Source organism: Frateuria sp. YIM B11624, from assembly GCF_049727805.1.
In the GTDB taxonomy this organism is placed as follows: domain Bacteria; phylum Pseudomonadota; class Gammaproteobacteria; order Xanthomonadales; family Rhodanobacteraceae; genus Frateuria_A.
In genome coordinates, this window is sequence record NZ_JBCNYA010000001.1 from 45,169 (window position 1) to 70,604 (window position 25,436).

The 25,436-nt window shown below is 69.4% G+C and carries 21 protein-coding genes and 1 tRNA gene; 9 read left to right on the forward strand and 13 right to left on the reverse strand.

Annotation, left to right across the window (positions count from 1 at the left end):
* Positions 1–46 precede the first annotated feature (46 nt).
* Positions 47–2,767: a putative bifunctional diguanylate cyclase/phosphodiesterase gene (locus tag AAIL17_RS00255; protein ID WP_424680795.1), complete on the forward strand. Its 2,721-nt coding sequence runs from the start codon at positions 47–49 to the stop codon at positions 2,765–2,767.
* A 60-nt stretch (positions 2,768–2,827) separates the two neighbouring features.
* Here the strand turns inward: AAIL17_RS00255 and msrA are convergent, their stop codons facing one another.
* The 4 genes from msrA to AAIL17_RS00275 form a co-directional block, all read right to left on the reverse strand.
* Positions 2,828–3,529 (reverse strand): peptide-methionine (S)-S-oxide reductase MsrA, encoded by a 702-nt coding sequence (gene msrA, locus AAIL17_RS00260; protein WP_424680796.1) that lies wholly within the window; start codon positions 3,527–3,529, stop codon positions 2,828–2,830.
* Between the two features lie 139 nt (positions 3,530–3,668).
* Entirely contained in the window at positions 3,669–3,881 is a 213-nt protein-coding gene (locus AAIL17_RS00265) for an RNA-binding S4 domain-containing protein (RefSeq protein WP_424680797.1), read from the reverse strand.
* Between the two features lie 94 nt (positions 3,882–3,975).
* Positions 3,976–4,362 (reverse strand): PRC-barrel domain-containing protein, encoded by a 387-nt coding sequence (locus tag AAIL17_RS00270; RefSeq protein ID WP_424680798.1) that lies wholly within the window; start codon positions 4,360–4,362, stop codon positions 3,976–3,978.
* Between the two features lie 107 nt (positions 4,363–4,469).
* Positions 4,470–5,297 (reverse strand): DUF72 domain-containing protein, encoded by an 828-nt coding sequence (locus AAIL17_RS00275; protein ID WP_424680799.1) that lies wholly within the window; start codon positions 5,295–5,297, stop codon positions 4,470–4,472.
* 143 nt (positions 5,298–5,440) lie between these two features.
* On the opposite strand from AAIL17_RS00275, the gene AAIL17_RS00280 reads away from it, so the two are divergent.
* From AAIL17_RS00280 to AAIL17_RS00290, 3 genes are all read left to right on the forward strand, one after another.
* Positions 5,441–6,424 carry a TolB family protein gene (locus AAIL17_RS00280; protein WP_424680800.1) on the forward strand — a complete coding sequence of 328 codons (984 nt, stop codon included), beginning with the start codon at positions 5,441–5,443 and terminating at the stop codon, positions 6,422–6,424.
* A 72-nt stretch (positions 6,425–6,496) separates the two neighbouring features.
* Positions 6,497–8,179, forward strand: coding sequence for a serine hydrolase (locus AAIL17_RS00285; RefSeq protein ID WP_424680801.1), 1,683 nt, complete (start codon positions 6,497–6,499; stop codon positions 8,177–8,179).
* A 52-nt stretch (positions 8,180–8,231) separates the two neighbouring features.
* Positions 8,232–9,863 (forward strand): alpha/beta hydrolase-fold protein, encoded by a 1,632-nt coding sequence (locus AAIL17_RS00290; protein ID WP_424680802.1) that lies wholly within the window; start codon positions 8,232–8,234, stop codon positions 9,861–9,863.
* 250 nt (positions 9,864–10,113) lie between these two features.
* Here AAIL17_RS00290 and AAIL17_RS00295 read toward each other — a convergent pair whose 3' ends face one another.
* From AAIL17_RS00295 to AAIL17_RS00305, 3 genes are all read right to left on the reverse strand, one after another.
* Positions 10,114–10,530 (reverse strand): VOC family protein, encoded by a 417-nt coding sequence (locus AAIL17_RS00295; protein ID WP_424680803.1) that lies wholly within the window; start codon positions 10,528–10,530, stop codon positions 10,114–10,116.
* 71 nt (positions 10,531–10,601) lie between these two features.
* Complete coding sequence (locus tag AAIL17_RS00300) at positions 10,602–11,417, reverse strand: helix-turn-helix domain-containing protein (protein ID WP_424680804.1); 816 nt, start codon at positions 11,415–11,417, stop codon at positions 10,602–10,604.
* Positions 11,418–11,433: 16 nt separating this feature from the next.
* Positions 11,434–13,821: a DUF3772 domain-containing protein gene (locus AAIL17_RS00305; protein ID WP_424680805.1), complete on the reverse strand. Its 2,388-nt coding sequence runs from the start codon at positions 13,819–13,821 to the stop codon at positions 11,434–11,436.
* 119 nt (positions 13,822–13,940) lie between these two features.
* On the opposite strand from AAIL17_RS00305, the gene AAIL17_RS00310 reads away from it, so the two are divergent.
* The 3 genes from AAIL17_RS00310 to AAIL17_RS00320 all read left to right on the forward strand — a co-directional run bounded on the left by AAIL17_RS00310 (position 13,941) and on the right by AAIL17_RS00320 (position 16,470).
* Positions 13,941–14,273 carry a hypothetical protein gene (locus AAIL17_RS00310; RefSeq protein WP_424680806.1) on the forward strand — a complete coding sequence of 111 codons (333 nt, stop codon included), beginning with the start codon at positions 13,941–13,943 and terminating at the stop codon, positions 14,271–14,273.
* A 150-nt stretch (positions 14,274–14,423) separates the two neighbouring features.
* The gene (locus AAIL17_RS00315; RefSeq protein ID WP_424680807.1) at positions 14,424–15,665 is read left to right on the forward strand and encodes an MFS transporter; all 1,242 of its coding nucleotides are present in this window, start codon (positions 14,424–14,426) and stop codon (positions 15,663–15,665) included.
* A gap of 49 nt (positions 15,666–15,714) precedes the next feature.
* Positions 15,715–16,470, forward strand: coding sequence for a Bax inhibitor-1/YccA family protein (locus AAIL17_RS00320; RefSeq protein WP_424680808.1), 756 nt, complete (start codon positions 15,715–15,717; stop codon positions 16,468–16,470).
* 139 nt (positions 16,471–16,609) lie between these two features.
* On the opposite strand, the gene murB is transcribed toward AAIL17_RS00320, so the two are convergent.
* Genes murB through AAIL17_RS00350 form a run of 6 tightly spaced genes read right to left on the reverse strand, consistent with a single transcriptional unit; the run spans position 16,610 to position 22,112 of the window.
* Positions 16,610–17,629, reverse strand: coding sequence for a UDP-N-acetylmuramate dehydrogenase (gene murB / locus AAIL17_RS00325; RefSeq protein ID WP_424680934.1), 1,020 nt, complete (start codon positions 17,627–17,629; stop codon positions 16,610–16,612).
* 10 nt (positions 17,630–17,639) lie between these two features.
* The gene (locus tag AAIL17_RS00330) at positions 17,640–18,677 is read right to left on the reverse strand and encodes a quinone-dependent dihydroorotate dehydrogenase (protein WP_424680809.1); all 1,038 of its coding nucleotides are present in this window, start codon (positions 18,675–18,677) and stop codon (positions 17,640–17,642) included.
* Positions 18,677–19,444 (reverse strand): class I SAM-dependent methyltransferase, encoded by a 768-nt coding sequence (locus tag AAIL17_RS00335; protein ID WP_424680810.1) that lies wholly within the window; start codon positions 19,442–19,444, stop codon positions 18,677–18,679. The genes AAIL17_RS00330 and AAIL17_RS00335 overlap by 1 nt, the downstream gene beginning before the upstream one ends.
* 3 nt (positions 19,445–19,447) lie before the next feature.
* Entirely contained in the window at positions 19,448–20,212 is a 765-nt protein-coding gene (locus AAIL17_RS00340) for an SDR family NAD(P)-dependent oxidoreductase (protein ID WP_424680811.1), read from the reverse strand.
* 1 nt (position 20,213) lies between these two features.
* A complete protein-coding gene (locus AAIL17_RS00345; RefSeq protein WP_424680812.1) occupies positions 20,214–20,516 on the reverse strand; it encodes a DUF4190 domain-containing protein in 303 nt (100 codons plus the stop codon).
* A 60-nt stretch (positions 20,517–20,576) separates the two neighbouring features.
* A complete protein-coding gene (locus AAIL17_RS00350; protein ID WP_424680813.1) occupies positions 20,577–22,112 on the reverse strand; it encodes an aldehyde dehydrogenase family protein in 1,536 nt (511 codons plus the stop codon).
* A gap of 327 nt (positions 22,113–22,439) precedes the next feature.
* Here AAIL17_RS00350 and AAIL17_RS00355 point away from each other — a divergent pair.
* Together AAIL17_RS00355 and AAIL17_RS00360 are read left to right on the forward strand one after the other, a co-directional pair.
* A tRNA-Arg gene (locus AAIL17_RS00355) sits at positions 22,440–22,516 on the forward strand.
* A gap of 108 nt (positions 22,517–22,624) precedes the next feature.
* A complete protein-coding gene (locus AAIL17_RS00360; protein ID WP_424680814.1) occupies positions 22,625–25,132 on the forward strand; it encodes a glucose/quinate/shikimate family membrane-bound PQQ-dependent dehydrogenase in 2,508 nt (835 codons plus the stop codon).
* Positions 25,133–25,436: the final 304 nt, after the last annotated feature.

Below are 25,436 nucleotides of genomic sequence, written 5' to 3' on the forward strand. Positions count from 1 at the left end.
AACGGGATGAAGAGATTCGATGCCAGTCGCTCGCACCACCTTGCAAATGCCCTTGCTTAGGCGGTTGTTGCCGCTCGGCTATGCGTTGGCGGGCATCATCGCGTTGATCCTGGCCCTCACCTGGGGCGCATTGCAGGTGCAGGTGACTCTCGCCGGTTTCCTCAACGGCGAGAGTCTCTGGTCCAAGGCGCAGAAGCAGGCGGTCATCGATCTGGACGCCTATGCGGCCAGCGGCAATCCGGCCGACCTGGCCGGCTTCCGCCGCAACCATGCACTCGTCGCATCGGACCGCTGGGCGCGCGATGCGATCGCCAGCGACCATTTCGACCGCGACGCGGTGGCCCGTGCCTTCGCACGCGGGGAGGTCATCCCCTCGGCCATCCCGGGCATGATCTTCATCTTCGACCATTTTTCAGGCGCGCCCTACATCCGCCAGGCGGTGGCGGCATGGCGCTCGACCGATGAGAGCGTGGGCGAGCTGTCCCAGATCGCCGACCGGCTGGAAAGCGCGTATGTCAGCGGTGGGCCCTCCGCCGCGCTGGTCGCCAGCGAGCGCGCCCGCGTGGCGGCGCTCAATGCCTTCATCGAGCCGCAGACCAAGCTCTTCTCGCTGGAGATCGCCCGCGGCGCGGCCTGGCTCGGGCACATGCTGTTCGCGGCGGTGCTGGCCGCCGCCTGCATCGCCTTGCTGCTGTGGCTGCGCATGGCGCGGCGCATCCTGGCGGACATCCGCGGCACCGAGGAGCGCTACCGGCTGCTGTTCGACCGCGCCGCCGACGCCATCCTGATGGTGGACGAGGAGCGCGGCCACATCCTGGACGCCAACCAGAAGGCCGTCGAATGGACCGGCCAGGGCACGCAGGAACTCATAGGCACCTCATTCGCCGCGTTGTTCGAACGCCGCCAGCCGCGCGGCGAGGGCATCACCCAGGGCACGCTGCGCGACCGCGCCGGCCACGAGCGGCCGGTGGAAACGCAGAGCAGCCTGGTTCGCTGGGGTGATCGCTCGGTGCGCCAGGCGATCGTGCGCGACATCTCCGAGCGGCTGAGTCTGGAGCAGGAGCGGCGCATCGCCGCCGAGGCGCTGGCCAGCATCGCCGAGGGCGTGATCATCGCCGACGCCGATCGCCGCGTGGTCTCGGTCAACGCGGCGCACGCGGCAATCACCGGCCTGACGCTGCAGGACGTGCAGGGGCACCGGTTCGACGAGACCCGGCGGCTGGCCGACGACACGCCGCTGCCGGCATCGGTGTGGGACACGCTGGACGCCGGCGGCAACTGGCTGGGCGAGGTGCACAGCCAGCGCGCCGACGGCAGCGTCTATCCCGAGCTGCTCAGCATCAGCGTGATCCGCGATGCCGAGGAGCGCGTGCAGCACTACGTGGCGGTGTTCACCAACATCAGCACTACCAAGGCCAACCAGCGCCGACTGGAACACCTGGCCACGCACGACCCGCTGACCGGGCTCGCCAACCGCGCCGAGTTCGAGCGGCAGTGCGCGCAGGCGATCGCCGCCGCCGACCGGGGCCACGGCGCGGTGGCGGTGCTGTTCATCGACCTGGACGCCTTCAAGGTGGTCAACGACAGCTACAGCCATGCCATCGGCGATCGCCTGCTGGTGCACGTGGCCGAACGCATCACCCGCGACCTGGGCGAGCACGACGTGGCCGGGCGCATTGGCGGCGACGAGTTCACCGTGCTGATCGGTCGGCTGGTCTCGCGCGAGCAGGCCAGCGCCCTGGCGCAGCGGCTGCTGTCGGTGCTGGGCGAGCCGATGAAGGTCGGCGATTACGAGGTCGCGCTGAGCGCCAGCATCGGCATCGCCGGCTATCCGCTGGACGGCAGCGATCCGGTCACGCTGATCGCCAACGCGGACGCCGCGATGTACGCGGCCAAGACGCAGGAGCGCAACACCTTCCGCCTCTACTCGCCGATGATGCAGGCCGACGCGCGCAAGCGCCTGGCGCTGGCGGCGGAACTGCGCCAGGCGTTGACCCGCGGCGAGTTCCGCCTGGTCTTCCAGCCGAGCGTGGACATGCGCAGCGGCAAGGTGGTGGCGGTCGAGGCGCTGTTGCGCTGGCGCCACCCGGCGCGCGGCGAGATTTCGCCGGGCGAGTTCATCCCGATGGCCGAGAAGCTCGGCCTGATCCGCCACGTCGACGACTGGGTGCTGCAGGCCGTCGCCCGGCAGATGCGCCGCTGGGACGAGGAGGGCATGCCGCCGATCCGCGTGGCGGTGAACATCTCGGCCGGCACTTACGGCGCGCCGCAATTCGTGGAGGACGTGCGCCGCTTCCTGGTGGCTGAGCGGGTCGCGCCGCAGCGGCTGCTGCTGGAGATCACCGAGGGCGCGATCCTGCGCCTGGGCGACGAGATGGAGCGCACCATGAATGCGCTGCACTCGCTGGGCGTGGGCGTGGCCATCGACGACTTCGGCACCGGCTATTCCTCGATGGCCTACCTCAAGCTGCCGGCGATCGCCTTCCTCAAGATCGACAAGAGCTTCGTCGACGGCCTGCCCGGGAACACCCACGACGCGGCCATCGTCGAGGCGATGCTGGCGCTGTCCAAGCGGCTGGGCCTGTGCGCCATCGCCGAAGGCATCGAGACCGAGGCGCAGCACGAGTTCCTGCTGCGCGCCGGCTGCACGGAAGGCCAGGGCTACCTCTACGCGCGGGCGCTGGAAGTGCCGGAGATCGAGCGCATGCTGCGTCCCGGCCAGCGTCCCGGCAGCGCACGCCTGCGGCTGGTGCCGCCGGCGAACTGATCGCCCACGCCCACGGCGCTCAGCCGCTTCCACCCGCGCCGGCTGGAACCTGCGCCCGGCTCATTGCAACTGCACGTCCACCGTCTGCGTAGGGGTGCGATAGAGCGCCGGCAGCCATTGCTTCAGATGCGCCACCTTGGGCGCGTCGTTGTAGACGATGTAGGGGCTGTCCGGGTGCTGCGCGGCATAGTTCTGGTGATACGCCTCGGCCGTGTAGAAACCCTGCAGCGGCGTCACCTGGGTCACGATGGGCGCCGCGAACGCGTGGGCGGCGGTGAGCTGGGCGATGTAGGCGTCGGCCACCCGTTGCTGCTGCGGCGTGGCGTAGAAGATCACCGAGCGGTACTGGCTGCCCACGTCGGGCCCTTGCCGGTTGCGCTGGGTGGGATCGTGGGCGACGGCGAAGAACACCTTGAGCAACTGGCCGTAACTGACCTGGCGCGGGTCGTAGATCACCTTCACCGACTCGGCATGCCCGGTGTCGCCATCGCTGACCTGCTCGTAGGTGGCGGTGTCGGCCGCACCGCCGGCATAGCCGGACCAGGCACGACGCACACCGCGAACGTGGTCGAACACCGCCTCCACGCCCCAGAAGCAGCCGCCGGCGAATACCGCGACCTGTTCGCCCGGCTGGGCGGGGGGCGGGTCAAGGCGGGGATCGGGCAGGCGCACGACGCCGTCGGCCGCGGCGGGGCCGGAAACGCCGCAACCGGCGAGCAGTGCGGCAGCCAGCGGGAGCAGGGCAAACCATCGGCGGGTCATGGGCAACACCTCTCGGCAGATCACGGGGAGTTGTGGTGTGTTCGCCGGAGGTAGATCTACGGTTACCTTGCCTGTTCTCTTGCCGTTCGGCCGCCACGGCGCCTTTACTCCGCCCCGGCGAGAGAGGGAGCCAGATCGATCAGAGGACGCGGATTTCCACGTCTCCGAGCCGTACCGTCTGGCCCGCGTGGATCTTGCAGGTCTTGCGCAGCTCGCGCTGTCCATCGACGTGGACCGCACCGCTGGCGACCAGCGCCTTGCCGGCGCCGCCGCTGTCGCACAGACCGCTCAGCTTGAGCAACTGGTTCAGTTCGACGTGCTCGCGGTCGAGCTGGAAGGTGAGGTGCTGCATGGCGCGCATCGGCTGGCGGGGGAGCGCCAGTGTACGGGAGCACACGCGAGGAGGGCGCCGCGGCGGCGCCCTCGCATGGTCCGGGCCGCGGCCCTCAGTGGTAGTAGTTGCTGATGCGGTTGGTGAACGTGGTATCGGCGAAGTCCGGCCAGTTGTCCTTGTCGAAGCCGGGTGCATCCTTCAGGCGGTCCTTGGAAACGTCGAGCACCAGGCAGTGGTTCACGGTGTCCAGCCGCATCGAGTTCCACGGCACCGCGAACAGCTTGTCGCCCATGCCCAACCATCCGCCGAAGGACAGCACCGCGTACTGGATGGTGCCGCTGGCGGTGTCGATCATCAGGTCCTTGATCTCGCCCAAGTCCTCGCCGGAGGCGTTGCGCACGTTCTCGCCGTTGAGTGTGCTCGAGGCCAGTACGGGGCCGCTGCCGATGCCAGCGCGGGTGGTATTGGTGGCGTTGTAGCCGGTCGATTGGATCGTCATGGCGAATCTCCTGGGCGGTGGTGGGAGTGTCGTCGGTGCGACGATTCCCAGCTTGCCGCAGCCGCCGTGACGTGCGGGACAAACGTCCGTAAACGTCGCCTCGAACGCTACGGTCGTGGCTGGTCGACGCGCGCCTGCAAGGCGATGGCGGCCGCGGGATTGCGTTCCTTCGCGCTGCTGATGAAGAAGATGAACACCTCGCGCGGCGCGCCGCGCGACTGCGGGGCCCCTGCGTGCGGGAGCGCTGCCGGGTCCTCGCCACGCGCCCAGGCGTGTGCGTGTGCTGCCCAGGCGTCGAGCGCCTCGGTCGGGTAGCCGTCCGGCTCGTCGGCGCTACTGCGCATCAGCCGCGCATATACGAACGGACCGGTGATATCGGCGAACGAGGGATACCGCGTGGCGTCGGTGAACACGGTGGGCACGCCGCGCGCGCGGGCCAGCTCCACGTAGCGCTCGCTTTCGAAGCTGGGATGCCGAACTTCCAGCACGTGCCGCAGCGGACGGCCATTGAGCTCGCGCGGCAGGAGATCGAGGAAGCCGGCGATGTCGTCCGCGTCGAACGGCCGTGCCGGGCCGAGCTGCCAGTTGATCGGACCGAGCCGGTCGCCCATTTCCTCGATGCCGCTAAAGACGAACGCGTCGATGCCCTTACCGGCCGCAGCCAGTTTTTTGCTCTCGACCACGTAGCGCGGCGCCTTTAGCGCGAACACGAAGCCCTCCGGCGTCTCCGCGGCCCATTTGGCGTAGGTGGCCGGCTTCTGCGCGCCGTAGAACGTGCCGTTGATCTCGATCGCGCGCAGTTGGCGGCTGGCGTACTCCAGCTCGCGCCGCTGCACCAGGCCGGCCGGGTAGAAGTTGTTGCGCCAGGGCGCGAAGGTCCAGCCGCCGATGCCGGCGCGGATCGATGATGCAGGTGACGGGGTAGGGGATGGCATGGGCAGGGGCTCCCGACAGCGAGGGGCGCATCTTGTCACGCCGACGCGGCGCCGCGCGTGAGCGGATGACTTGCGGCACACGCCAGTGCCGCGTAGCCGGCGTATCTGTGCCGCTGCGTGGTCCCCAACCTCAAGGAACGAACATGTCCCGAACGAATGGCCGTCTGCTGGCCGCGTGTGTCTGTGTCGCTCTTTCGTCGCCAGCCGCTGCCGCGGCTTCCGTGCAGCCGCAGGTCTTCGCGCCAGGCGTGGTATCCGGCCCGGCCGCCGAAGATTCAGCCGCCTTCACGCCCGACGGCAACACGGTGTTCTTCGATCGCGTGCGCTGGCCCAACGCGGCCATCCTGGTTTCGCACCGGACCGCCGATGGCTGGTCGGTACCGGTGGTCGCCCCGTTTTCCGGTCGGTGGCTGGACCATGACCCGGCGATGGCGCCGGACGGCTCGTTCCTCGTCTTCAGTTCCAACCGGCCGGATCGGCCGGGCGGCAAGCCGCTGGATGCGGTACTGGGCAATGGCAAGGTGGCGGCCGGCTCGGGCGGTCACCTGTGGCGGGTCGACCGCAAGGGCGGCGGCTGGGGCGAGCCGGTGCGCCTGCCCGACACCGTCAACGCCAGCAGCCGCACCTATGCGCCGAGCGTCGCCGCGGACGGCAGCGTGTATTTCCAGCATCCGGGAGCGGACGGCGTTTTTCGCTTGTTCCGCTCGCAGTACCGCGATGGCACCTACCAGCCGCCTGTGGAGGTCGCGCTCGGCGATGCTGGCGCGCACAAGCTCGATCCGGCGGTCGCGCCGGACGAATCCTTTCTGGTATTCGACGCCAACTATGCCGGCAAGGACGGGCCGGACCGGCTCTACATCACCTTCCGTGAGGGCGACCATTGGGGTGCGCCGATAGACCTGGGCGACGAGGTGAACCACGGCTCCCCGTGGGGTTCGCACCTGGGCCCGGACCACCGCACGCTGTACTTCTCCAGCGCGCGGGGCGTACCCGTGCATTACCCGCGCACCGCCGCGCAGGGACGGCAGGACATGGCGCGCATGGCTGCGTGGGACAACGGCCTGGACAACCTGTGGTCGGTCCCGTTGGCCTCCTGGCTGGACGCCCATACCGCGAAGGCCCGCTAAGCGGACCGGACGGGCTGGCGCCGAGGCGCCTTTGTCGCGATAGTGGGGCGTTCTCATCAGCGGAGCCTTTCGATGACCCAGCCCGTTTCCTCCCTGCGCCTGGCGCTGGCCTGCGCGTTGCTGTTTGCCGCCACCGGCACGCTGGCGCAGACGCCCGCGTCGCGGCCGCTGCCGCCGCCGGTCTCCACCGGCGATACCGCGCGCCCGCTGCCGCCGCCGCAGCTGGCCGACTTCGGCGCCTACGTGGACAGCGCACGCAAGACCTTCGACGTGCCGGGCATCGCCGTGGCCATCGTCAAAGATGGCCGCGTGGTGATGGAGCAGGGCTGGGGCCTGCGCGAGCTGGGCAAGGGCGACAAGGTCGACGCCAATACGCTGTTCGCGATCGCCTCCAACACCAAGGCGTTCACCGCCGCGGCGCTGCAGCAGCTGGCCGAGCAGGGCAAGCTGGACATGGACGACCGGGTGATCGAGCACCTGCCGTGGTTCCGCATGTCCGACCCCTACGTCACGCACGAGATGCGCATCCGCGACCTGCTGGCGCACCGCAGCGGCCTGTCGCTGGGCGCCGGCGACCTGCTGTACTGGCCGCCGACCAGCTACACCACCAAGGAAGTGGTCGAGCGCCTGGCGAGGGTGCCGATCAAGAACAGCTTCCGCGCCGGCTACGCCTACGACAACATCCTGTTCGCGGTGGCCACGCTGGTGATCGAGCAGGCCTCCGGCGAGAGCTACGCCGACTACGTGCGCGAGCACATCTTCAAGCCGGTGGGCATGGATCAGTCGCTGATCGACAAGACCTACCTCAAGCCCGGCATGGACGTCGCCACCGGCCACGCCAAGGCCGACTTCAAGGATCTCAAGCCCGTGCCGCCGATGGCCTGGCTCAACGATCCGGGCGCCGGCGGCATCTACTCGAGCGTGCACGACCTGGCCAAGTGGATGAACGTGCAACTGGCCGGCGGCCTGCTGTCGACCACCGGCGCGGACGGCAAGCCGCAGCGGCTGTTCTCGGAGAAGAGCCAGCACGAGATGTGGTCGATGCTCACGCCGATCCGGATCAACAAGCCGCCGGTGCCGGAGCTGGCGCCGCTCACGCCCGACTTCTTCGGCTACGGCGAGAGCTGGTTCCTGTCCGACTACCGCGGCAAGAAGCTGGTCTGGCACACCGGCGGCTGGCCGGGCATGGTCTCGCGCGTGACGCTGGTGCCGGAACTCAAGCTCGGCGTGGTGGTGCTGACCAACGCCGAGTCGGGCGCCGCCTTCAACGCGGTCACCTACCGCGCGCTCGATGCCTACCTCAATCCCGGCGAGAAGACCGATTGGGTGGCCGCCTACGACAAGGCGGTCAAGCATGCCCAGGCCAAGGCCGACGACAGCATGGCCAAGCACGAGGCCGCGCGCGACAGGAAGAGCAAGCCGTCGCTGCCGCTGGCCGGCTATGCAGGCACCTACCGCGACCCGTGGTACGGCAACGTCGTCGTCAGCCGCGAGGGCGGCAAGCTGCGCATGCGCTTCGGCCACACGCCGCAACTGGTCGGCACCATGACGCCCTGGCAGCACGACACCTTCACCGTGCGCTGGGACGACCGCACGCTCAACGCCGATGCCTTCGTCACCTTCGCATTGGACGAGGACGGCCACGTGCGCGAGGCGCGCATGGAACCGATTTCGCCGTTGACCGACTTCAGCTTCGACTTCCAGGACCTGCGCCTGGCGCCGGTGCAGAAGAAGGGCGACGGATCGGCAGACTGACCATCCATGGGGCCGGGTAACCGGCCCCTCGTTGCATCAGGGAGCGCTTGCCATGTTCAAACCAGTCCACGGCGCCTTGGCGCTGCTCTTCACCGGCCTGCTGGCCTCCGGCGCCTGCGCGCGCGAAGCGGCGCCGGCGACACACCCGTTCTTCCAGGTCAGCCTGCCGGCCGCAGCCGGTAAACCGGTCGCCGGGCGCCTGCTGCTGTTCGCCACCGAGGCGAAGGCGGCAAGGGCCGCGGCCAAGGAAGGCAAGGTCACCGAGGTGGACAGCAGTCCGTTCGCGCCGAAGCAGACCGCCGTCGCCGCACGCGAAGTCGAGCGCCTGGCACCCGGCGCCGATGTGCTGCTGGATGCCGACGACCAGGCCTTTCCTTCCGCGTTCTCGAAGCTGCCGCCGGGCGACTATCTCGTCCAGGCCGTGCTGGATCCCCAGCATGACTACAACTACCACGGGCGCAACGGCGGCGACCTGGTGAGCGCGGTGGTGCAGGTGCATCTGCCCAGCGCCAATACGCCCGCGCTGGCGCTCACCGAAACCCTGCCGACGACGGCGCTGTGGGATCTTCCGACACGCTACCTGAGCGAGACCACGAAGAAGCACCTGGCACAGGCGCGCGAGCAGGTGCAGTCGATCGATTTTGTCAGCCCCTCGCTCACCGCCTTCTGGGGCCGGCCGATCCACATGCGTGGCTGGGTGGTGCTGCCGCCCGGCTACGACCCGGCAAGCCGCGCGACGTACCCGACCGTCTACCAGACCCACGGCTACGGTGGCGACCTGCACACGCAGGCCGGCACCGCGGCGATGGTGTTCGGCGCGATGGCCGAGAAGCAGCTGCCGCCGATGATCTGGGTGGTGCTGGACGAGTCCAGCCCGACCGGCACCCACGAGTTCGCCGACTCGGTGAACAACGGTCCGTGGGGGCAGGCGCTCACCGCCGAGCTGATTCCCGCCCTGGAAGGGAAATACCGCATGGATGCGCGTTCTTCGGGCCGCTTCCTCACCGGCCATTCCTCCGGCGGCTGGGCCACGCTGTGGCTGCAGACGCGCTACCCGAAGGTGTTCGGCGGCACCTGGTCGACCTCGCCCGATCCGAGCGATTTTCACGATTTCACCGGCGTGGACCTGTATGCGCCGCATGCCAACGTCTACCGCCGTGCGGACGGCACGCCGTACCCGCTGGTGCGCGACAAGGGCAAGGTCATCGCCAATTACGAGGATTTCGCGCGGATGGAGCGCGTGATCGGCCCCTACGGCGGGCAGATGGCCTCGTTCGACTGGGTGTTCTCGCCGCGGGGCGCGGACGGCCGTCCCATGCCGATGTTCGATCGCGACACCGGCGATGTCGACCCGGTGGTGGTCGCCTACTGGAGCGCGCACTACGACATCGCGCGCCGGGTGAAAGAGCATTGGTCCGAACTCAAGCCCGACCTGGACGGCAAGATCCACCTGGTCGTCGGCACGGCGGACACGTTCTACCTCGACGGCGCCGCGCACAGGCTCAAGGCCGTGCTGGATGGCCTGGGCGCGAAGTCGGACTTCCGTTTCCTGCCCGGCCGCACGCACATGGACCTGTACGTGCAGGGCAAGGACCGCCAGGGCCTGCTCAAGCAGATGGCGTGGGAGATGTATGCGGTGGCGCGACCGGCGTCGAAGCTCAAGCGCGTCGCAGCAGCGCCCTAGGCTTCGGCTCCCTCTCCCCTCCGGGGAGAGAGCTGGGGTGAGGGGCAAGGCTTGCGTAAAGGGGCGGACACGCGGGGAAACGCTTGTCATCTCACCCGCAAGCAGCGCAGGGTGAAGGTTTCCGGCGAGCCCCGGCCCCTCACCCCAACCCTCTCCCCGGAGGGGAGAGGGAGCCTGATTCGCGCCCAGTCGTGGGCGTCGCAAACGTCGATCTGCTCCCTTTCCTAAGCAAGGAGGAAGGAGCTGGTGCTCACCCTGCCCACGGGTCGTAGCTGCCGAACCACCACAGGTGGCCTTCCGGATCGCGGCAGCCGTAACCGGCACCGCCGTAGTCCTTCTCCGCATATTCGTCGACGATCTGCGCGCCGGCCGCCTTTGCCCGCTCGTAGTGCGCACGGCAATCGCGCACGGTCACGCAGGCGCACTGCGTCTCGCGTCCTCCCAGCGCATCGGGCTGGGCCATGAGCCGGCCGAAACCGTCCTCGCGCACGCTGCCGAGCATCAGCATGCCGCCCTCGTAGACCAGTTGGGCGTGCATCACGCCGCCCTGGTCATCGTCGTACACCGCATGCTTCTCGAAGCCGAATGCGCCGCACAGCCAGTCGATCATCGCGTGGGCGTCGCGGTAGCGCAGGCAGGGGATGATGGTGCTGGGTCCTCGGTTCATCACGTTTCTCCTGTCGGGAGCGACGAATCTAGGCGGTCGTGCCGGCCCGGGTCTTGTAGATTTCCGGACGCTCAGTCGAGCGCCAGGTGGTTGAGGTAGACGCCCTGTTGCGCGACGAACGCACCGGGCGTGATGCCCGCGAAACGGCGGAACTCGTGCGCCAGGTGGGCCTGGTCGCAATAGCCGCCATCGGCCGCCACGGCCGCCCAGTCCACGCGCGGGCGGCCATGCACCTGCGCCACCACGGCGCGGAAGCGCAGCAGCCGCGCGTATTGCTTGGGCCCGTAGCCGACCTGTCGGCGGAACAGCCGGCCGAGCCTGCGTTCGGACACTCCGGTTTCCCGCACCAGCCAGCCGATGCGCGCCGCCTGCGGTGTCCGTTCCAGCCAGGCCAGCGCATGGGCGACGCAAGGTTCCAGGCGCGGCAGGCGCATGCATTGGCGCAACCATCGTTCCAGCAGTGCGAGCCGGTGTGCCGGTTGCGGCGTTTCCAGCAGGCGTTCGCGCAGCGTCGTGGCGTGGTGGCCGAACAGGCCGGCCAGGTCCACGTCGCGGCCTTCCAGCGCCCCCATGTCCTCGCCGGTCAGCGCGCCCGCACCGCCCGGGCGGAATACGACGCCCATGACGCGGATCTGCTCGGCGGTATCGATGATCTGGCTGCACAGTTGCGGCCCGCCGAGCACGCTGCCGGAGGAGCGCAGGCAGCGGCGTTCGGCGTCGTCGGTGTAGACGCGCGTCTGGTCCTCGTGGAGGTTGATGATCAGTTGCGCACCCGGCTGCGGCAGCACGCGCTCGTACTGGTGCGCTGCCGGCGGCATGTCCCAGTCCCACAGCTTCTCGACCAGGACGTCCAGTGGCGGGGCAGGCACGCGCTGGTGGAATGCCATGGCCGCCTCCCCGCGCTCAGCCGGTCTCGCCAGCGTCGTGCAGGCGATGGATGCGCATGTCCTGCGGGCGGGTCAGCGGCAGGCCCTCGCTGCGCAGTCGCTCCAGGATCGCCAGCAGCAGCTCGCTGCGCACGCCGCCGACCTCGCGCGGACTGGGCACGTAGCCAGTGCCGACGAAGTGGATGCCCAGCGTGTCGACGTGCTCCAGCTGCACGCTCGGCGCGGGGGTATCGAGCATCGTCGGATGCCCGAGGAAGGCGTCCAGGATGATCTGGCGCGCGCGTTTGGCATCGGTGTCCAGCGGCATCGGCAGCTTGATCTGCACGCGGCCCTGCGCGTTGGCCAGCGTCACGTTGCGCACGTTCTGGGTGATCAGCTGCGAGTTGGGCACGATCACGGTGGAGCGGTCCCAGAGCTGGATCTCGGTGGCGCGCACGTTGATCCGGCGGATGTCGCCTTCGACGTCGGCCAGGCTCACCCAGTCGCCCACCTTCACCGGCCGCTCGGCGAGCAGGATCAGGCCCGAGATGAAGTTCTGCACGATCGCCTGCAGGCCGAAACCGATGCCCACCGACAACGCGCTGGCGATCCAGGCGATGCTCTGCAGGCTCACGTTGAGCGCGGCCAGCGCCAGCGCGAACACCAGCACGCCGCCGGCGTAGCCGAGCAGGGTGACCATCGAGTTCTGCATGCCCGGTTCGAGCGTGGTCCGGGGCAGCAACTGCTCGCCCAGCCAGCGCTTGAACACGCGCACGGCGAAGAGCCCGAGCACGAACACCGCCAGCGCCTCGAACACCGTGCCCGGGTTGATGGTCAGCTGGCCGAGCTTGAGGTTGCCGAACAGCTGGCCCATCCGTCCGGCCAGTTCCTGCGGATCGGTGCCGAAGGGTGCCAGCAGCGCGCCGACTGCCAGCAGCAGGATCAGCACGCGACTGATCCCGGACAGCACGGTGGCCGCTTGTTCCAGCGTCCGCGGCGGGAGCCCGAAGGCCGCCTGCAGCCGCTGCCCGCTGCGCCCCTCCGGGGCGAGCAGGGTGGCGACCAGGTCGTGCACCAGGTGCAGCAGCAGATAGAGCGCGCCGATCAGCACGCCGATCCACAGCATCTGCACGGCGATGAAATAGGCCAGCGCGATGTAGCCCAGCAACACGGCGATCCAGCTGAGGATCGCGCCCAGCGCCGCCGCGCCGGCGAGCAGCCCGACCCACACGGGGCGCTGTGCGGGGGCACTGCCGGCCGCGAGCAATGCGCGCCGCGCGTGGTCCAGGCGCAACAGCGCAACGCCGACCAGGCCGCTGACCACCAACGCGAGCAGGCCGCGCGTGGTCACGGTCGCCGGCAGGCTGGCGCCGATCGCGCTGTTCACCCGGTCGATCACCCCCAGCAGCAGCGTGGCGGCCGCCAGCAGCCCGGGGAACAGGCGCAGCCGTCGTGCCGCGGCGTTGGAGAGCGTGGGCAGCCGCCACGTCGGGTGCGCCACCGACAGCAGCGCGCGCCCCAATCCCGCGACGAAGGCCGCGAAACAGACGCGGCGCACCAGCGAGCGGGCGAGTTCGTCCAGGCTCGGGTCGAGCGTGCCATTCCAGTCCAGTCCCGTGCGCACGAGCTGCACGGCCAGGCCATACACCAGCACCGATCCCAGAGCGACACCGGCCGCCGTGGCGCTGCGGCGCAGGTGTCCGTCGGGCATGGCGCGCGCGGCCAGCCGGTACAGCAGGCGTTCCAGCAGCAGGCGCCCGGCGGCGAGCAGCAACAGGGCAGCGCCGAGGCACAGCAGCAGCGGCAGGCGGTTGGGCGGTTGCCAGGCGTCGTGCCAGGCGTCGGCGACGTGCGAGCGCAACCGCTTCAGGCGCGCCAGGTCGTCCGGCAGCGTGCGCGCCGGCTCGGCCCAGAAAGACGCACCCAATGGCGTCGCCGTGCGCGAGGTCAGTTGCGCCTGGAACTGGTCGCGGCGCAGGCCGTAGATCTGCGTGGCCAGTTGCATGCCTTCCTCGCCGAGCAGTTGCGCCTGCTTGATCTGTGCGTCGAGGTTGGCCTTGTCCTTGTCCAGTTGCCGGCGCTGGCCGGCGACCTCGGCCGCTTCCGGCGGTGCGCCCTTGGCCGGGGCGGGGCCGAGCACGGCCAGGCGCGCATCCAGGCTGCCCATCTGCGGCGAAAGCGTGCCGGCGAGCTGCTCGGCCTGGTCCTGCACCGCCAACGCCGTGGTGCGCAGGTCGGCCAGGGCATGGTCGTCCGGCTTGTTCTTCAGCGCGGACTTGATGCCGTCGAGTTGGTCGCGCAGGTCGTCCAGCGCCTGCGCGGGCGACACCGTGGGGGTGGTCGCCGCGGTCGGCGCATCCTGCGCGTGGAGCGCGGGAAAGCCGGCCAGCAGCAGGCAGAGCAGAAGGCGTCGCAGGATGGGCATCCGGGCATCATCCGGGCCGGCCTGCAGGCGGTCAATCGAAGAGGCTGAACGGGTGCTACGGACCCACGAAGGCCGGGCCAACGAAGCCTTGCCCGCCGTTTCACGCGCCGCTGCGCAGCATGGGCATCCAGCAGCGGGAGATCCATGGCATGACCGGAAAGACAGCTTCGAAGCGCGCGGCCAAGGTCGTTGCCGACGATATCGTCCGCGCGCGCCAGGGGGACGAGGGCCGGATGTCCCGGGCGCGCGGCGGCGCGGCTCGCTGCGCGCTGCCGACCATGCAGGCCTCGGCCCGCCGGCGTGGCCCGCGGGCGCACGACGTGCCAGGCGCTCCGCGCAAGCCCAAGCGGGCGAAGCGGACGCCTGGCCTCGGCGGGCGCCTGGCCGCCGCCATACGCATGGCGCGCCTTCGGGCCGGCCGTGCCGCCGAGGAGTTCGGCGCGCGCCGTTAGCGTTTCGTCGCCTCGGCACGGGGCGCAACGATCTCGCTGGTGAATCGCGAGCGCTGCAAGTTGGGACGGGCAGGCCTTTCATGTCGCCCTCCCAGGTTTTAGAGTGCGCGGCGCGGCCCCCCACGCCGCGTCCCCCGGACCGCCCGCCCCATGCAGACCCGCGTCGAACCCCTCGCCGCCACCGCACCCGCGGAGCCGCGCACCGCCTTCGCCGTGCTCGGTGCGATCAGCTTCTCGCACCTGCTCAACGACATGATCCAGTCGCTGATCGTGGCGATCTACCCGGTGCTGAAGAGCGGCTTCGCGCTGAGCTTCGCCCAGGTCGGCCTGATCACGCTGACCTACCAGCTCACCGCCTCGCTGCTGCAGCCGCTGGTGGGCGTGGCCACCGACCGGCGGCCGATGCCTTATTCGCTGCCGGTGGGCATGGGATTCACCCTTTGCGGCCTGCTGCTGCTCGCCGTGGCGCCGAACTTCCCGATGCTGCTGGTGGCCGCGGCGCTGGTGGGCACGGGCTCGTCGGTATTCCATCCGGAGTCCTCGCGGGTGGCGCGGATGGCCTCGGGCGGCAGGCACGGGCTGGCGCAGTCGCTGTTCCAGGTCGGTGGCAACACCGGCGCCTCGCTGGGGCCGCTGCTGGCGGCCTGGGTGATCGTGCCGCACGGGCGCGGCAGCGTGGCCTGGTTCTCGCTGGCGGCGTTGCTGGCGATCGCCGTGCTGCTGCGCGTGAGCGGCTGGTACCGCGCCCATCACGCGACCCGCGGTGCGGTCCGCCGGCACCATGCGCAGGTGACGCTATCGCGCAACCGCGTGCTGCTGTCGCTGCTGATCCTGGGCCTGCTGATCTTCTCCAAGTACTTCTACCTGGCGAGCCTTTCCAGCTACTACACCTTCTACCTGATCCACCGCTTCGGCGTGTCGGTGCAGAGCGCGCAGACGCACCTGTTCGTGTTCCTGGCCGCGGTGGCGGCCGGCTCGCTGATCGGCGGCCCGGTGGGAGACCGGATCGGGCGCAAGTGGGTGATCTGGATCTCGATCCTGGGCGTGGCGCCGTTCTCGCTGCTGCTGCCGCACGTCAGCCTGCTCTGGACCGGCGTGCTCAGCGTGGTGATCGGCCTGGTGCTGTCCTCGGCGTTCTCGGCGATCCTGGTCTATGCGCAGGAACTGCTGCCGGGGCGCGTTGGCATGGTCTCGGGCTTGTTCTTCGGCTTTGCCTTCGGCATGGGCGGCATCGGCGCGGCGGTACTGGGCGAGCTCGCTGACGTGCACGGGATCGAATACGTCTACCGCCTGTGCGCATTCCTGCCGCTGATGGGCCTGATCACGGTGTTCCTGCCGGAGCTGGACCGGCCGCACAAGGCGGGCGCGCTCGGCGGGCCTGCGACGCGCTAGCATGGGACAGCGCCGCGTCCGCGTGGCAACCACGAGAGAGAGGGAATCCATGCGCTCCAGCAACCCGGTACTGCGCGAAAACACCTTCCAGGGCCTGTTTGCCGAAGGCGATCGCATGACGCTCAACGGCACGGTCGCCAAGACCGGCCTGCTGCTCCTGCTGGCGGTGGTCACTGGCGGCTGGACCTGGCACCGCTTCGACACGCTGGCCGCCGCGGGCGACGTGGCCGGCGCCCTCGCGGCGATCTCGCCGTTCATGTGGGGCGGCCTGATCGTCGGCTTCGTACTGGCGCTGGCCAGCACGTTCCTGCGCCAGTGGTCGGGCATCACCGCGCCGCTGTACGCCATCGCCGAAGGCTTCGCGCTCGGCGGCATCTCGGCCTTCATGGAACTGCGCTACCACGGCATCGTGCTGCAGGCGGTGATGCTGACCGCCGGCGTGCTGGCAGTGATGCTGGTGCTCTACCGCACGCGGGTGATCAAGGTCACCGACCGTTTCCGCACCGGCGTGGTCGCCGCCACCGGCGCGATCATGCTGCTCTACCTGGTGGACATCGGCCTGCGCGCCTTCACCAGCATCCAGGTTCCCTTCATCCACGAGTCCGGCATGCTGGGCATCGGCTTCAGCCTGCTGGTGGTGGGGCTGGCGGCGTTCAACCTGGCGCTGGATTTCGACCTGATCGAGCGCGGCACTCAGGAAGGTGCGCCCAAATACATGGAATGGTACGGCGCGTTCGCGCTGATGGTGACGCTGGTGTGGCTGTACCTGGAGATCCTGCGGCTGTTGTCGAAGGCGCGGCGATGACGCGCTGAGGCCATGCCACCCCCATCCGCCTGTCGGCACCTTCCCCCGTGAACGGGGAAGGCTCGGCAGGCGGTCCTTGCGAATCCTTCCCCCGCTTGCGGGGGAAGGTGCCCGAAGGGCGGATGGAGGAGGGCTTGCCTCAGATGACCACGGGCTCGGGTTCCAGCCGCACGCCGAACGTGTCTTGCACGCCCGCGATCACCTTTTGCGCGAGCGCCCACAATTCGGCACCGCTGGCGTGGCCGTGGTTGACCAGCACGAGCGCGTGGCGGTTGGAGATGCCGGCGTCGCCTTCGCGATGGCCCTTGAAACCTGCGGCCTCGATCAGCCACGCGGCCGAGAGTTTCCAGCGGCCGTCACTGCCGGGCCAGGCGACCAGCTCCGGATGCTCGCGCTTGAGCGATTCGCCCAGCGTCGCATCGACGATCGGGTTCTTGAAGAAGCTGCCCGCGTTGCCGATCACCGCCGGATCGGGCAGCTTGCGGGTGCGCAGATGCACCACGGCCTCGGCGACGTGGAACGGCGCGGGCTTGTCCACGCCCATGCGCGCCAGCTCCTCGCGGATGCCGGCGTAGTCGGTGCGCAGTTCGCGTTGGCGGGGCAGGGCGAAGCGCACGGCGGTGACGATGTAGCGGCCGGGCTCGCGCTTGAACAACGAATGGCGGTAGGCGAACGCGCAGGCGGCGTTGTCCAGCGAGACCACGCGGCGCTCGTGCAGGTCCCAGGCTTCCACGCTCTCGACGAACTCGGCCACTTCGGTGCCGTAGGCGCCGATGTTCTGGATCGGCGCGGCGCCGACGGTGCCCGGGATCAGGATCAGGTTCTCTAGGCCGGCGAAGCCCTGGCCCAGCGTCCAGCGCACGAAGTCGTCCCAGCGCTCGCCCGCGGCCACCGCGATGCGCGCGACGTCGCCGTCCTGCTCGACCTGCACGCCGCGGGTGGCCATCGCCACCACGGTGCCGTCGAAGTCGCCGGTGAGCAGCAGGTTGCTGCCTTCGCCCAGCACCAGCAGCGGACGGTCGCGCACCGCGGGGAAATCCAACAGCTCGGGCAGCTTGGCCGCATCGCGCACCTCGGCCAGCAACCTGGCGCGGGCGGCCACGCGCAACGTGTTGCGCGTGGCCAGCGGGGCCTGCTCGATCAGCGTGTAGCCGCCCATGTCGACGCGCTCAGCCGGCATCCGATGCTCCGTGCTGGCGGCGGATCTCGTTGACGCATTCGCCGACCAGTGCCGGTCCGCGGTAGATCAGGCCGGAATAGAGCTGGACCAGGTTGGCGCCGGCGTCCAGTTTCTCGACCGCATCGCTGCCATCCAGGATGCCGCCCACGCCGACGATCGGGACGTCCGGCCCCAGTCGAGCACGCATGCCGCGCAGCACCCCGGTGGAGCGCGCGAACAATGGCTTGCCCGAGAGTCCGCCGGCCTCCCGGCCATGCGGGTCGCCCGCCACCGCGCTGCGGTCGATCGTGGTGTTGGTGCAGATCACGCCATCGATGCCGGCCGTGCGCAGCACTTCCGCGATGCCGTCGAGTTCAGCCTCGCCGAGGTCCGGTGCGATCTTCAGCAGCATCGGCTTGCGCGCGCCGGCCTGGCTGCCGAGCCGCTCCTGCGCCTCGCGCAGCGTCTCGATGAAGCGCCGCAGCGTGGCCTCCTCCTGCAGGTCGCGCAGGCCCTGGGTGTTGGGCGAGGAGATGTTCACCGTAACGTAGCTGGCGTGGCGGTACACGCGCTCGAGGCCGAACAGGTAGTCCTCGACCGCGCGCTCGTTGGGCGTGTCCTTGTTCTTGCCGATGTTGATGCCCAGCACGCCGCGGTAGCTGGAGGCCTCGACGTTGCGCACCAGCGCGTCGACGCCCTCGTTGTTGAAGCCCAGCCGGTTGATGATCGCCTCGTGCTGCGGCAAGCGGAACATGCGCGGCTTGGGGTTGCCCGGTTGCGGGCGCGGCGTCACCGTGCCGACCTCGATGAAGCCGAAGCCCAGCGCGCCCAGCTCGTCGATGTGCGCGGCGTTCTTGTCCAGCCCGGCAGCGAGGCCGACCGGGTTGGGAAAGCGGATCCCGAAGGCGGTGACCGGCAGATCCTCCGGCGGCGTGGCGACGAAGCGGCCGAGGTTGCTGCGATGGGCCACGCCCAGCGCATAGAGCGTCAGCCGATGGGCCGTTTCGGCATCGAGCGCGAAGAGCAGCGGTCGCAGGAGGTCGTACATCAGTGCACCTCGCCCGCGAAGACGCGGGTGTCGTAGTCCAGGTTGACCGCGCCGTCGACGGCGCAGCGGTCGAACAGCTCGCGCAGTGCGCGCTTCATCGGCAGGTGGTCGGGGTGATCCGGCCGCGGCGCGTAGGAAGAAGACAGCAGACGGCCGAGCAGGCCGTCGAAATCCAGCAACTGGCGGTGCGCGAAATGCGCCTCGCCGCGCAGGCCGTCGCCGAACCAGGCGCGCATCGCCTCGTCGCTGGCGTGGCGTTCGGCGACCATGGCGTAGTCGATGCCGTAGCGCCTGAGCAGCGCTTCGTAGCCATCGAGGAACGGCGTGCCTGCAAGCTTGCGCGAGTTCCAGAAGATCGCCGCCAGTCCGCCGGCGCGCAGGATGCGGCCGAACTCCCGGTGAGTGGCGGCGGGATCGAACCAGTGGAAGGCCTGTGCCACGACGACCAGATCCATCGAGGCATCGGGCAGGTCGGTGGCGTCGGCGCGCCCGTCGATCGCCTGGAAGCGCGGGTGGCTGCCGAGCCACTCGACCGCCGCGGCACGCATGGCCGCGTTCGGCTCGACCGCCGTCACGCGATAGCCGGCCTCCAGGAACATGCGGGAGGAAATGCCCGTGCCCGCGCCGACGTCGGCCACCGCCCAGTCCGGCGAGATCCCGAACTCGCGCTGCAGCCAGGCCAGCAGGGCAGGCGGGTAGTCCGGTCGATGGCGCACGTAATCGCCCACGCGATCACTGAATCGGGCGGTGGGATCGAAGGCGGCCATGGTTCAGCCCGTCAGCCCCTGGCCGCCGTCGACGCAAAGCGTCTGGCCGGTGATCCAGCCAGCGTACGGCGAGGCTAGGAACAACGCGGCGTGCGCGATTTCCTCCGGCCTGCCGTAGCGGCCGAACGGGATCTTCGCGAGCGTCGCCTGGTACAGCGTCGGCTCCTCGCGGCGGCGCCGGTCCCACAGCCCGTCGGCAAACTCGATCGAGCCGGGCGCGATGGCGTTGACCCGGATGCGCTGCTCGGCCAGGGCCAGCGCCTGCGAGGTGGTGTACTGGCTGAGCGCCGCCTTCACCGCCGCGTACGGCGCACCGTGGCGACGCGGGTGAAAGGCGGCGATCGAGCTGGTGTGCAGGATCGAAGCATGCGGTGAGGCTGCGAGATGGGGCAGGGCGGCACGCGAGGCGCGCACGGCGGCCATCAGGTCGACCTCGAAGCCGCGCATCCAGCCCTCGTCGTCGTCGCTGAAGCCGTAACCGCTGGCGTTGTTGACCAGCACGTCGATGCCGCCCAGCGCCTGCGCGGCGTCCTCGATATACGTGGCAATGGCTTGTGCGTCGGCGAGATCGCAACTCGCCGCATGCACGGCGTGGCCGAACGCGGACAGTTCCCCGCGCGTAGCCTGCAGAGCCTGTGCGCCGCGCGCGCAGATCGACACCGTCGCACCGGTTTCGGCAAAGGCCAGTGCGATGCTGCGGCCGATGCCCTTGCTGCCGCCGGCGACCAGCACGCGGTAGCCAGTGAAGTCGAAGGCGCCTTCGGGCATGTCAGTGGAAGAACGAGGAGCCGATGCCGATCGACAGGCCGAGCACCAGCGCGGCGATGGTGAACAGCACCACGACCAGGCCGAAGGCCAGTTGCACGTAGCCGAGCACCAGGCCGGCCACGGCCAGGCCATCGCCTTCCAACTGGCCCTGCGAGCGGCGGATTTCCCCGCGCGCCAGGTGGCCGCAGATGATCGCCACGATGGCGCCGACCACCGGCAACATGCACCAGGCGGCGATGCCGAAGACCAGGCTGACCACGGCCATGGCGCTGGTGGTGCGATGGACGGGAGGCATTGCGTTCATGGCGGCGATCCTCGGTCGGTGGATCCTCTCCCCGTGGGCCGGGGAGAGGTGTTGCATCGCTTACACGGTGAACTTGATGCCCTGCGCCAGCGGCAGCGCGTCGGAGTAGTTGATGGTGTTGGTCTGGCGGCGCATGTAGACCTTCCACGCGTCCGAGCCCGACTCGCGGCCGCCACCGGTTTCCTTCTCGCCGCCGAAGGCGCCGCCGATCTCGGCGCCGGAGGTGCCGATGTTGACGTTGGCGATGCCGCAGTCCGAACCGGCCGCCGACAGGAATTGCTCGGCGGCGCGCACGTTGTTGGTGAAGATCGACGAGGACAGGCCCTGCGGCACGTCGTTCTGCATCTCGATCGCCTCATCGAGCGTCTTGAACGGGATCACGTAGAGGATCGGCGCGAAGGTCTCGGTCTGCACCACCTCGTCGGCGTTCTTCACCCCGGTGATGATGGTCGGCAGCACGAAGTTGCCCTTGCGGTCGTCGAGCGCCGCGCCACCGGTGCGCACGGTGCCGCCCGCGGCCTTGGCCTTCTCGATGGCGGCCAGATAACCCTGCACCGCCTCGGGGCTGTTGAGCGGACCCATCAGCGTGGTGGCCAAGGTCGGGTCGCCGATCTTGCCCTCGACCTGCTTGTACGCGCCGACCAGGGTATCGAGCACGTTGTCGAAAATCGCCTCGTGCACGAACAGGCGGCGCGTGGTGGTGCAACGCTGGCCGGCGGTACCGACGGCGCCGAACACGATGCCCGGGATGGCGAGCTTCAGGTCCGCGGTTTCATCGAGGATGATCGCGTTGTTGCCGCCCAGCTCCAGCAGCGAGCGACCCATGCGGTGCGCCACGCGCTCGCCGACCATGCGGCCCACCTTGGTCGAGCCGGTGAAGCTGATCAGCGGGATGCGCTTGTCGTCCACGAAGGCCTGCGACAGTTCGGTGCCGGCGTCGTTGAACAGGAAGAAGATGTCCGGGAAGCCGCCGGCCTTCAGCGCTTCGTTGCAGATCTTCATGGTGGCGACCGCCGACAGCGGGGTCTTGGGCGAGGGCTTCCAGATGCAGATGTCGCCGCAGATCGCGGCCAGGAACGCGTTCCAGCTCCACACCGCGACGGGGAAGTTGAACGCGCTGATGATGCCGACCAGGCCGAGCGGCTGGTACTGCTCGTACATCCGATGGCCCGGACGCTCCGAGTGCATGGTGTAGCCGTGCAGCATGCGGCTCTGGCCCACCGCGAAGTCGGCGATGTCGATCATCTCCTGCACTTCGCCGTCGCCTTCGGGCTTGATCTTGCCCATCTCCAGCGCGACCAGCGAGCCCAACGCGTCCTTGTGCTTGCGCAGCGCCTCGCCGCACAGGCGCACGGCTTCGCCGCGCTTGGGCGCCGGGGTGGTGCGCCAGACCTTGAAGGCTTCCTGCGCGCGCTTGACGATGGTCTCGTAGTCGGCCTTGCTCGAGGCGTGCACGCTGGCGATCACCTCGCCCGTGGCCGGGTTCTGCGGCTTGATCGTGCCGGCGTCGGTGGTCTTCGACCACTCGCCGTTGCCGAGGTAGGTGCCGGAATGGGAATCGCCCAGGCCGAGCGCCTTGAGAATATCGTGGGACATGCGTGACTCCTTGGGGTCGGGCACCGTTGGGGGGCCGGACTATTGCGAAACGACCATTCTAGCAGGGTGGTCGGAAGGGCTTCGGCGGGAGAGGCCGAGGCAGGGCTTCCCCCATCCGCCCTGCGGGCACCTTCCCCCGCAAGCGGGGGAAGGACCGGATGCCGCCAAGGCGAGCCTTCCCCCTTCACCGGGGAAGAGCCGGGATGTTGCAAGGTGAGCCTTCACCCGTTCACGGGGGAAGGTGCCGACAGGCGGATGGGGCGACCGGAGCGCGAAGCCGCACGGACAATCGCGCCGTGCGCGCATCCATGCCAAAATCCGCGCCTCGCCCCCGTAGCTCAGTTGGATAGAGCGGCCCCCTCCTAAGGGGCAGGTCGGACGTTCGAATCGTCTCGGGGGCACCATTCGAGGGCCGGCATCGCCGGCCTTTTTTTCGTCTCGACGGAGCCTGGGCGAGCGCGGTGTTATACCGGGCGCTCTTGTGCGGCATCGCCGCGTTTCCGGAGAGTGCCTTGGCCCGCCTGTCGCGTTCCGGCCCGCTGCTGTTCGTCACCGGCATCGTCTTCATCCTGCTGGGTCTCGCGCTCGTCGTGGGCGGCCTCTGGCTGCTGGCGCTGGGCGGCTCCTGGTACTACCTGCTGGTTGGACTGGGCGTGGCGGCGACCGGCGTGCTGCTCGCGCTGGGGCGGATGCTGGCCTTGTGGCTGTACGCGCTGGTGCTGCTCGGCAGCACGGTGTGGGCGGTGGTCGAGGTGCGGCTCGACGGGTGGCAACTGTTGCCGCGGCTGGACGTGTGGTTCGTGCTGGCGCTCTGGCTTTGGCTGCCGTTCGTCAACCGGCGGCTGTGTCCCGTCGATGCGACGCACCGCGCGGTGCCGGATCGCTCGCTGCGTGGCGGGCGCTGGGCGATCGGCGTCAGCCTGGTGATTGCGCTAGTGGTCGGCGCGGCCTCGCTGTTCCGCTCCCCGCACGACCATCCAGGCGAGGTCGCGGCGGCACGCATGAACGCCACCGGCAAGGCGCCGGCACCCTTCGCCGCACCGGACGACTGGATCGCCTACGGCCACTCCGGCTATGGCGACCGCTACTCGCCGGCAGCGCAGATCACGCCGCGGAACGTCGACCGGCTGAAGGTGGCCTGGACCTTCCACACCGGCGACTTCCCGGGCCCCGGCGACCCGACCGAGATCGCCAACGAGGTCACACCGCTCAAGGCCAACGGCATGCTCTACCTTTGCACGCCGCACGACATCGTGATCGCCCTGGATCCCGACACCGGCCGCGAGATCTGGCGCTTCGACCCGAAGATCAACCGCGACGCGAAGGACTACCAGCACATGATCTGCCGCGGCGTGGCCTACTACGACTCCGGCACCTACGCCGCGCAGGCCGCCGCCATGGGACTGCCGGCCGACCAGGAACTGGCCGCCGCGGCGTCGGCGCCCACGCCCGCGGGGGCGGTCGCGCCGACCGCGATCAAGGTCGACATCTGCCCGCGCCGCATCTTCGCGCCCACGGCGGACGCCACCATCGTGGCGATCAATGCCGACAACGGGGAGCCATGCCGCGACTTCGGCGGCAACGGCGTGATCCACCTGTACGACGACCAGCCGGTCAAGAAGCCGGGCTTCCTCAACCCGACCTCGCCGCCGACGGTGACGCACCACGTGCTCATCGCCAGTGCCAGCGTCACCGACAACGCGTCGACGAACGAGCCGTCCGGCGTAGTCCGCGGCTACGACATCGATACCGGCCGCCTGCTGTGGAACTGGGACCCCTCCGAGCCGGGCCAGACCCGGCCGCTGCCGCCGGGGCAGACCTACATCCGCAACTCGCCCAACGCCTGGAGCGTATTCAGCGTCGACGAGAAGCTGGGCCTGGTCTACCTGCCGATGGGCAACCAGACGCCCGACATCTGGGGCGGCCGGCGCGACCCGAGCGCGGAGAAGTACAGCAGCGCGATCGTGGCGCTGGACATCGCCACCGGCAAGGTGCGCTGGGTCTACCAGACCGTGCACCACGACCTGTGGGACATGGACGTCGGCGGCCAGCCGACGCTGGTCGACCTGGATACGCCGCAGGGGAAGGTGCCGGCGCTGGTCGCCTCGACCAAGCGCGGCGACATCTACGTGCTGGACCGCCGCGACGGCCACCTGCTGGTGCCTGCGCCCGAGCAGCCGGTGCCGCAAGGCGCGGCCAGGGGCGACCATGTGTCGCCGACCCAGCCGTTCTCCGCGCTCACCTTCATGCCCGAGCGAAAGCTGCGCGAGGCGGACATGTGGGGCACCACGCCCTATGACCAGCTGGTCTGCCGCATCACCTTCCGCAAGTACCGTTACGAGGGCATCTTTACGCCGCCCTCGGTGCAGGGCTCGCTGATCTATCCGGGCAACTACGGCATCTTCGACTGGGGCGGCATCGCCATCGACCCGGTGCGCCAGGTGGCGATCCTCAATCCCAGCTACATGGCGTTCGTATCCCGGCTGGTGCCGCGCGAGGAAGCTAAGGACGCGAAGGGCGGCGGCAGCGAGCAGGGGCTGCAGCCGATGAAGGGCACGCCGTTCGCCGTCGACCTGCATCCCTTGCTGTCGCCGTTGGGCGTGCCGTGCCAGGCCCCGCCGTGGGGCTACCTGGCCGCGGTGGACCTCACCACCATGAAAAAGGTCTGGATGCACAAGAACGGCACCATCCAGGACCAGGCGCCGTTCGGCATCCCGCTGCCGCTGGGCGTGCCAAGTCTGGGCGGTCCGATGGTCACTGCCGGTGGCGTCGCGTTCATGAGCAGCACGCTCGACTCCTATCTGCGCGCCTACGACGTGCGTACCGGCAGGAAACTGTGGCAGGCGCGCCTGCCGGCCGGCGGGCAGGCCACGCCGATGAGCTATGTCTCCGAACGTACCGGGCGGCAGTACGTGGTGGTGATGGCCGGCGGACATCGTTCGCTGGGTACGAAGATGGGCGATGCGCTGGTCGCCTACGCGCTGCCGGCAAAAACAGCGGAAAAGGCGCCTGTCCAGTAGCGCCGGCGGCGGGCGCCACCGGCAACGCGAGGTCGCTCCCTCACGCAGGCGACATCCGGTACGCGGTGCCCAACGCCCCGGGCGATGGGCACCCATCCACCGGGCGCGGGCAACAACGCTAGCCAACAGCGGCCTCATCCTTTCGTTTCGCAGCGCAGCATGGCTTTTTTCTCGTTGCTGCTAGAGTAGGTTTTGTTAGCGCTAACAATAGATGTGCGATGGAACAAAAGGCCGCTCTCACACAGGGATACACGAGCACCGCAGGGCAGGGTGCCAGCGGGGCCAACGAGCGCCCGCGGACGCC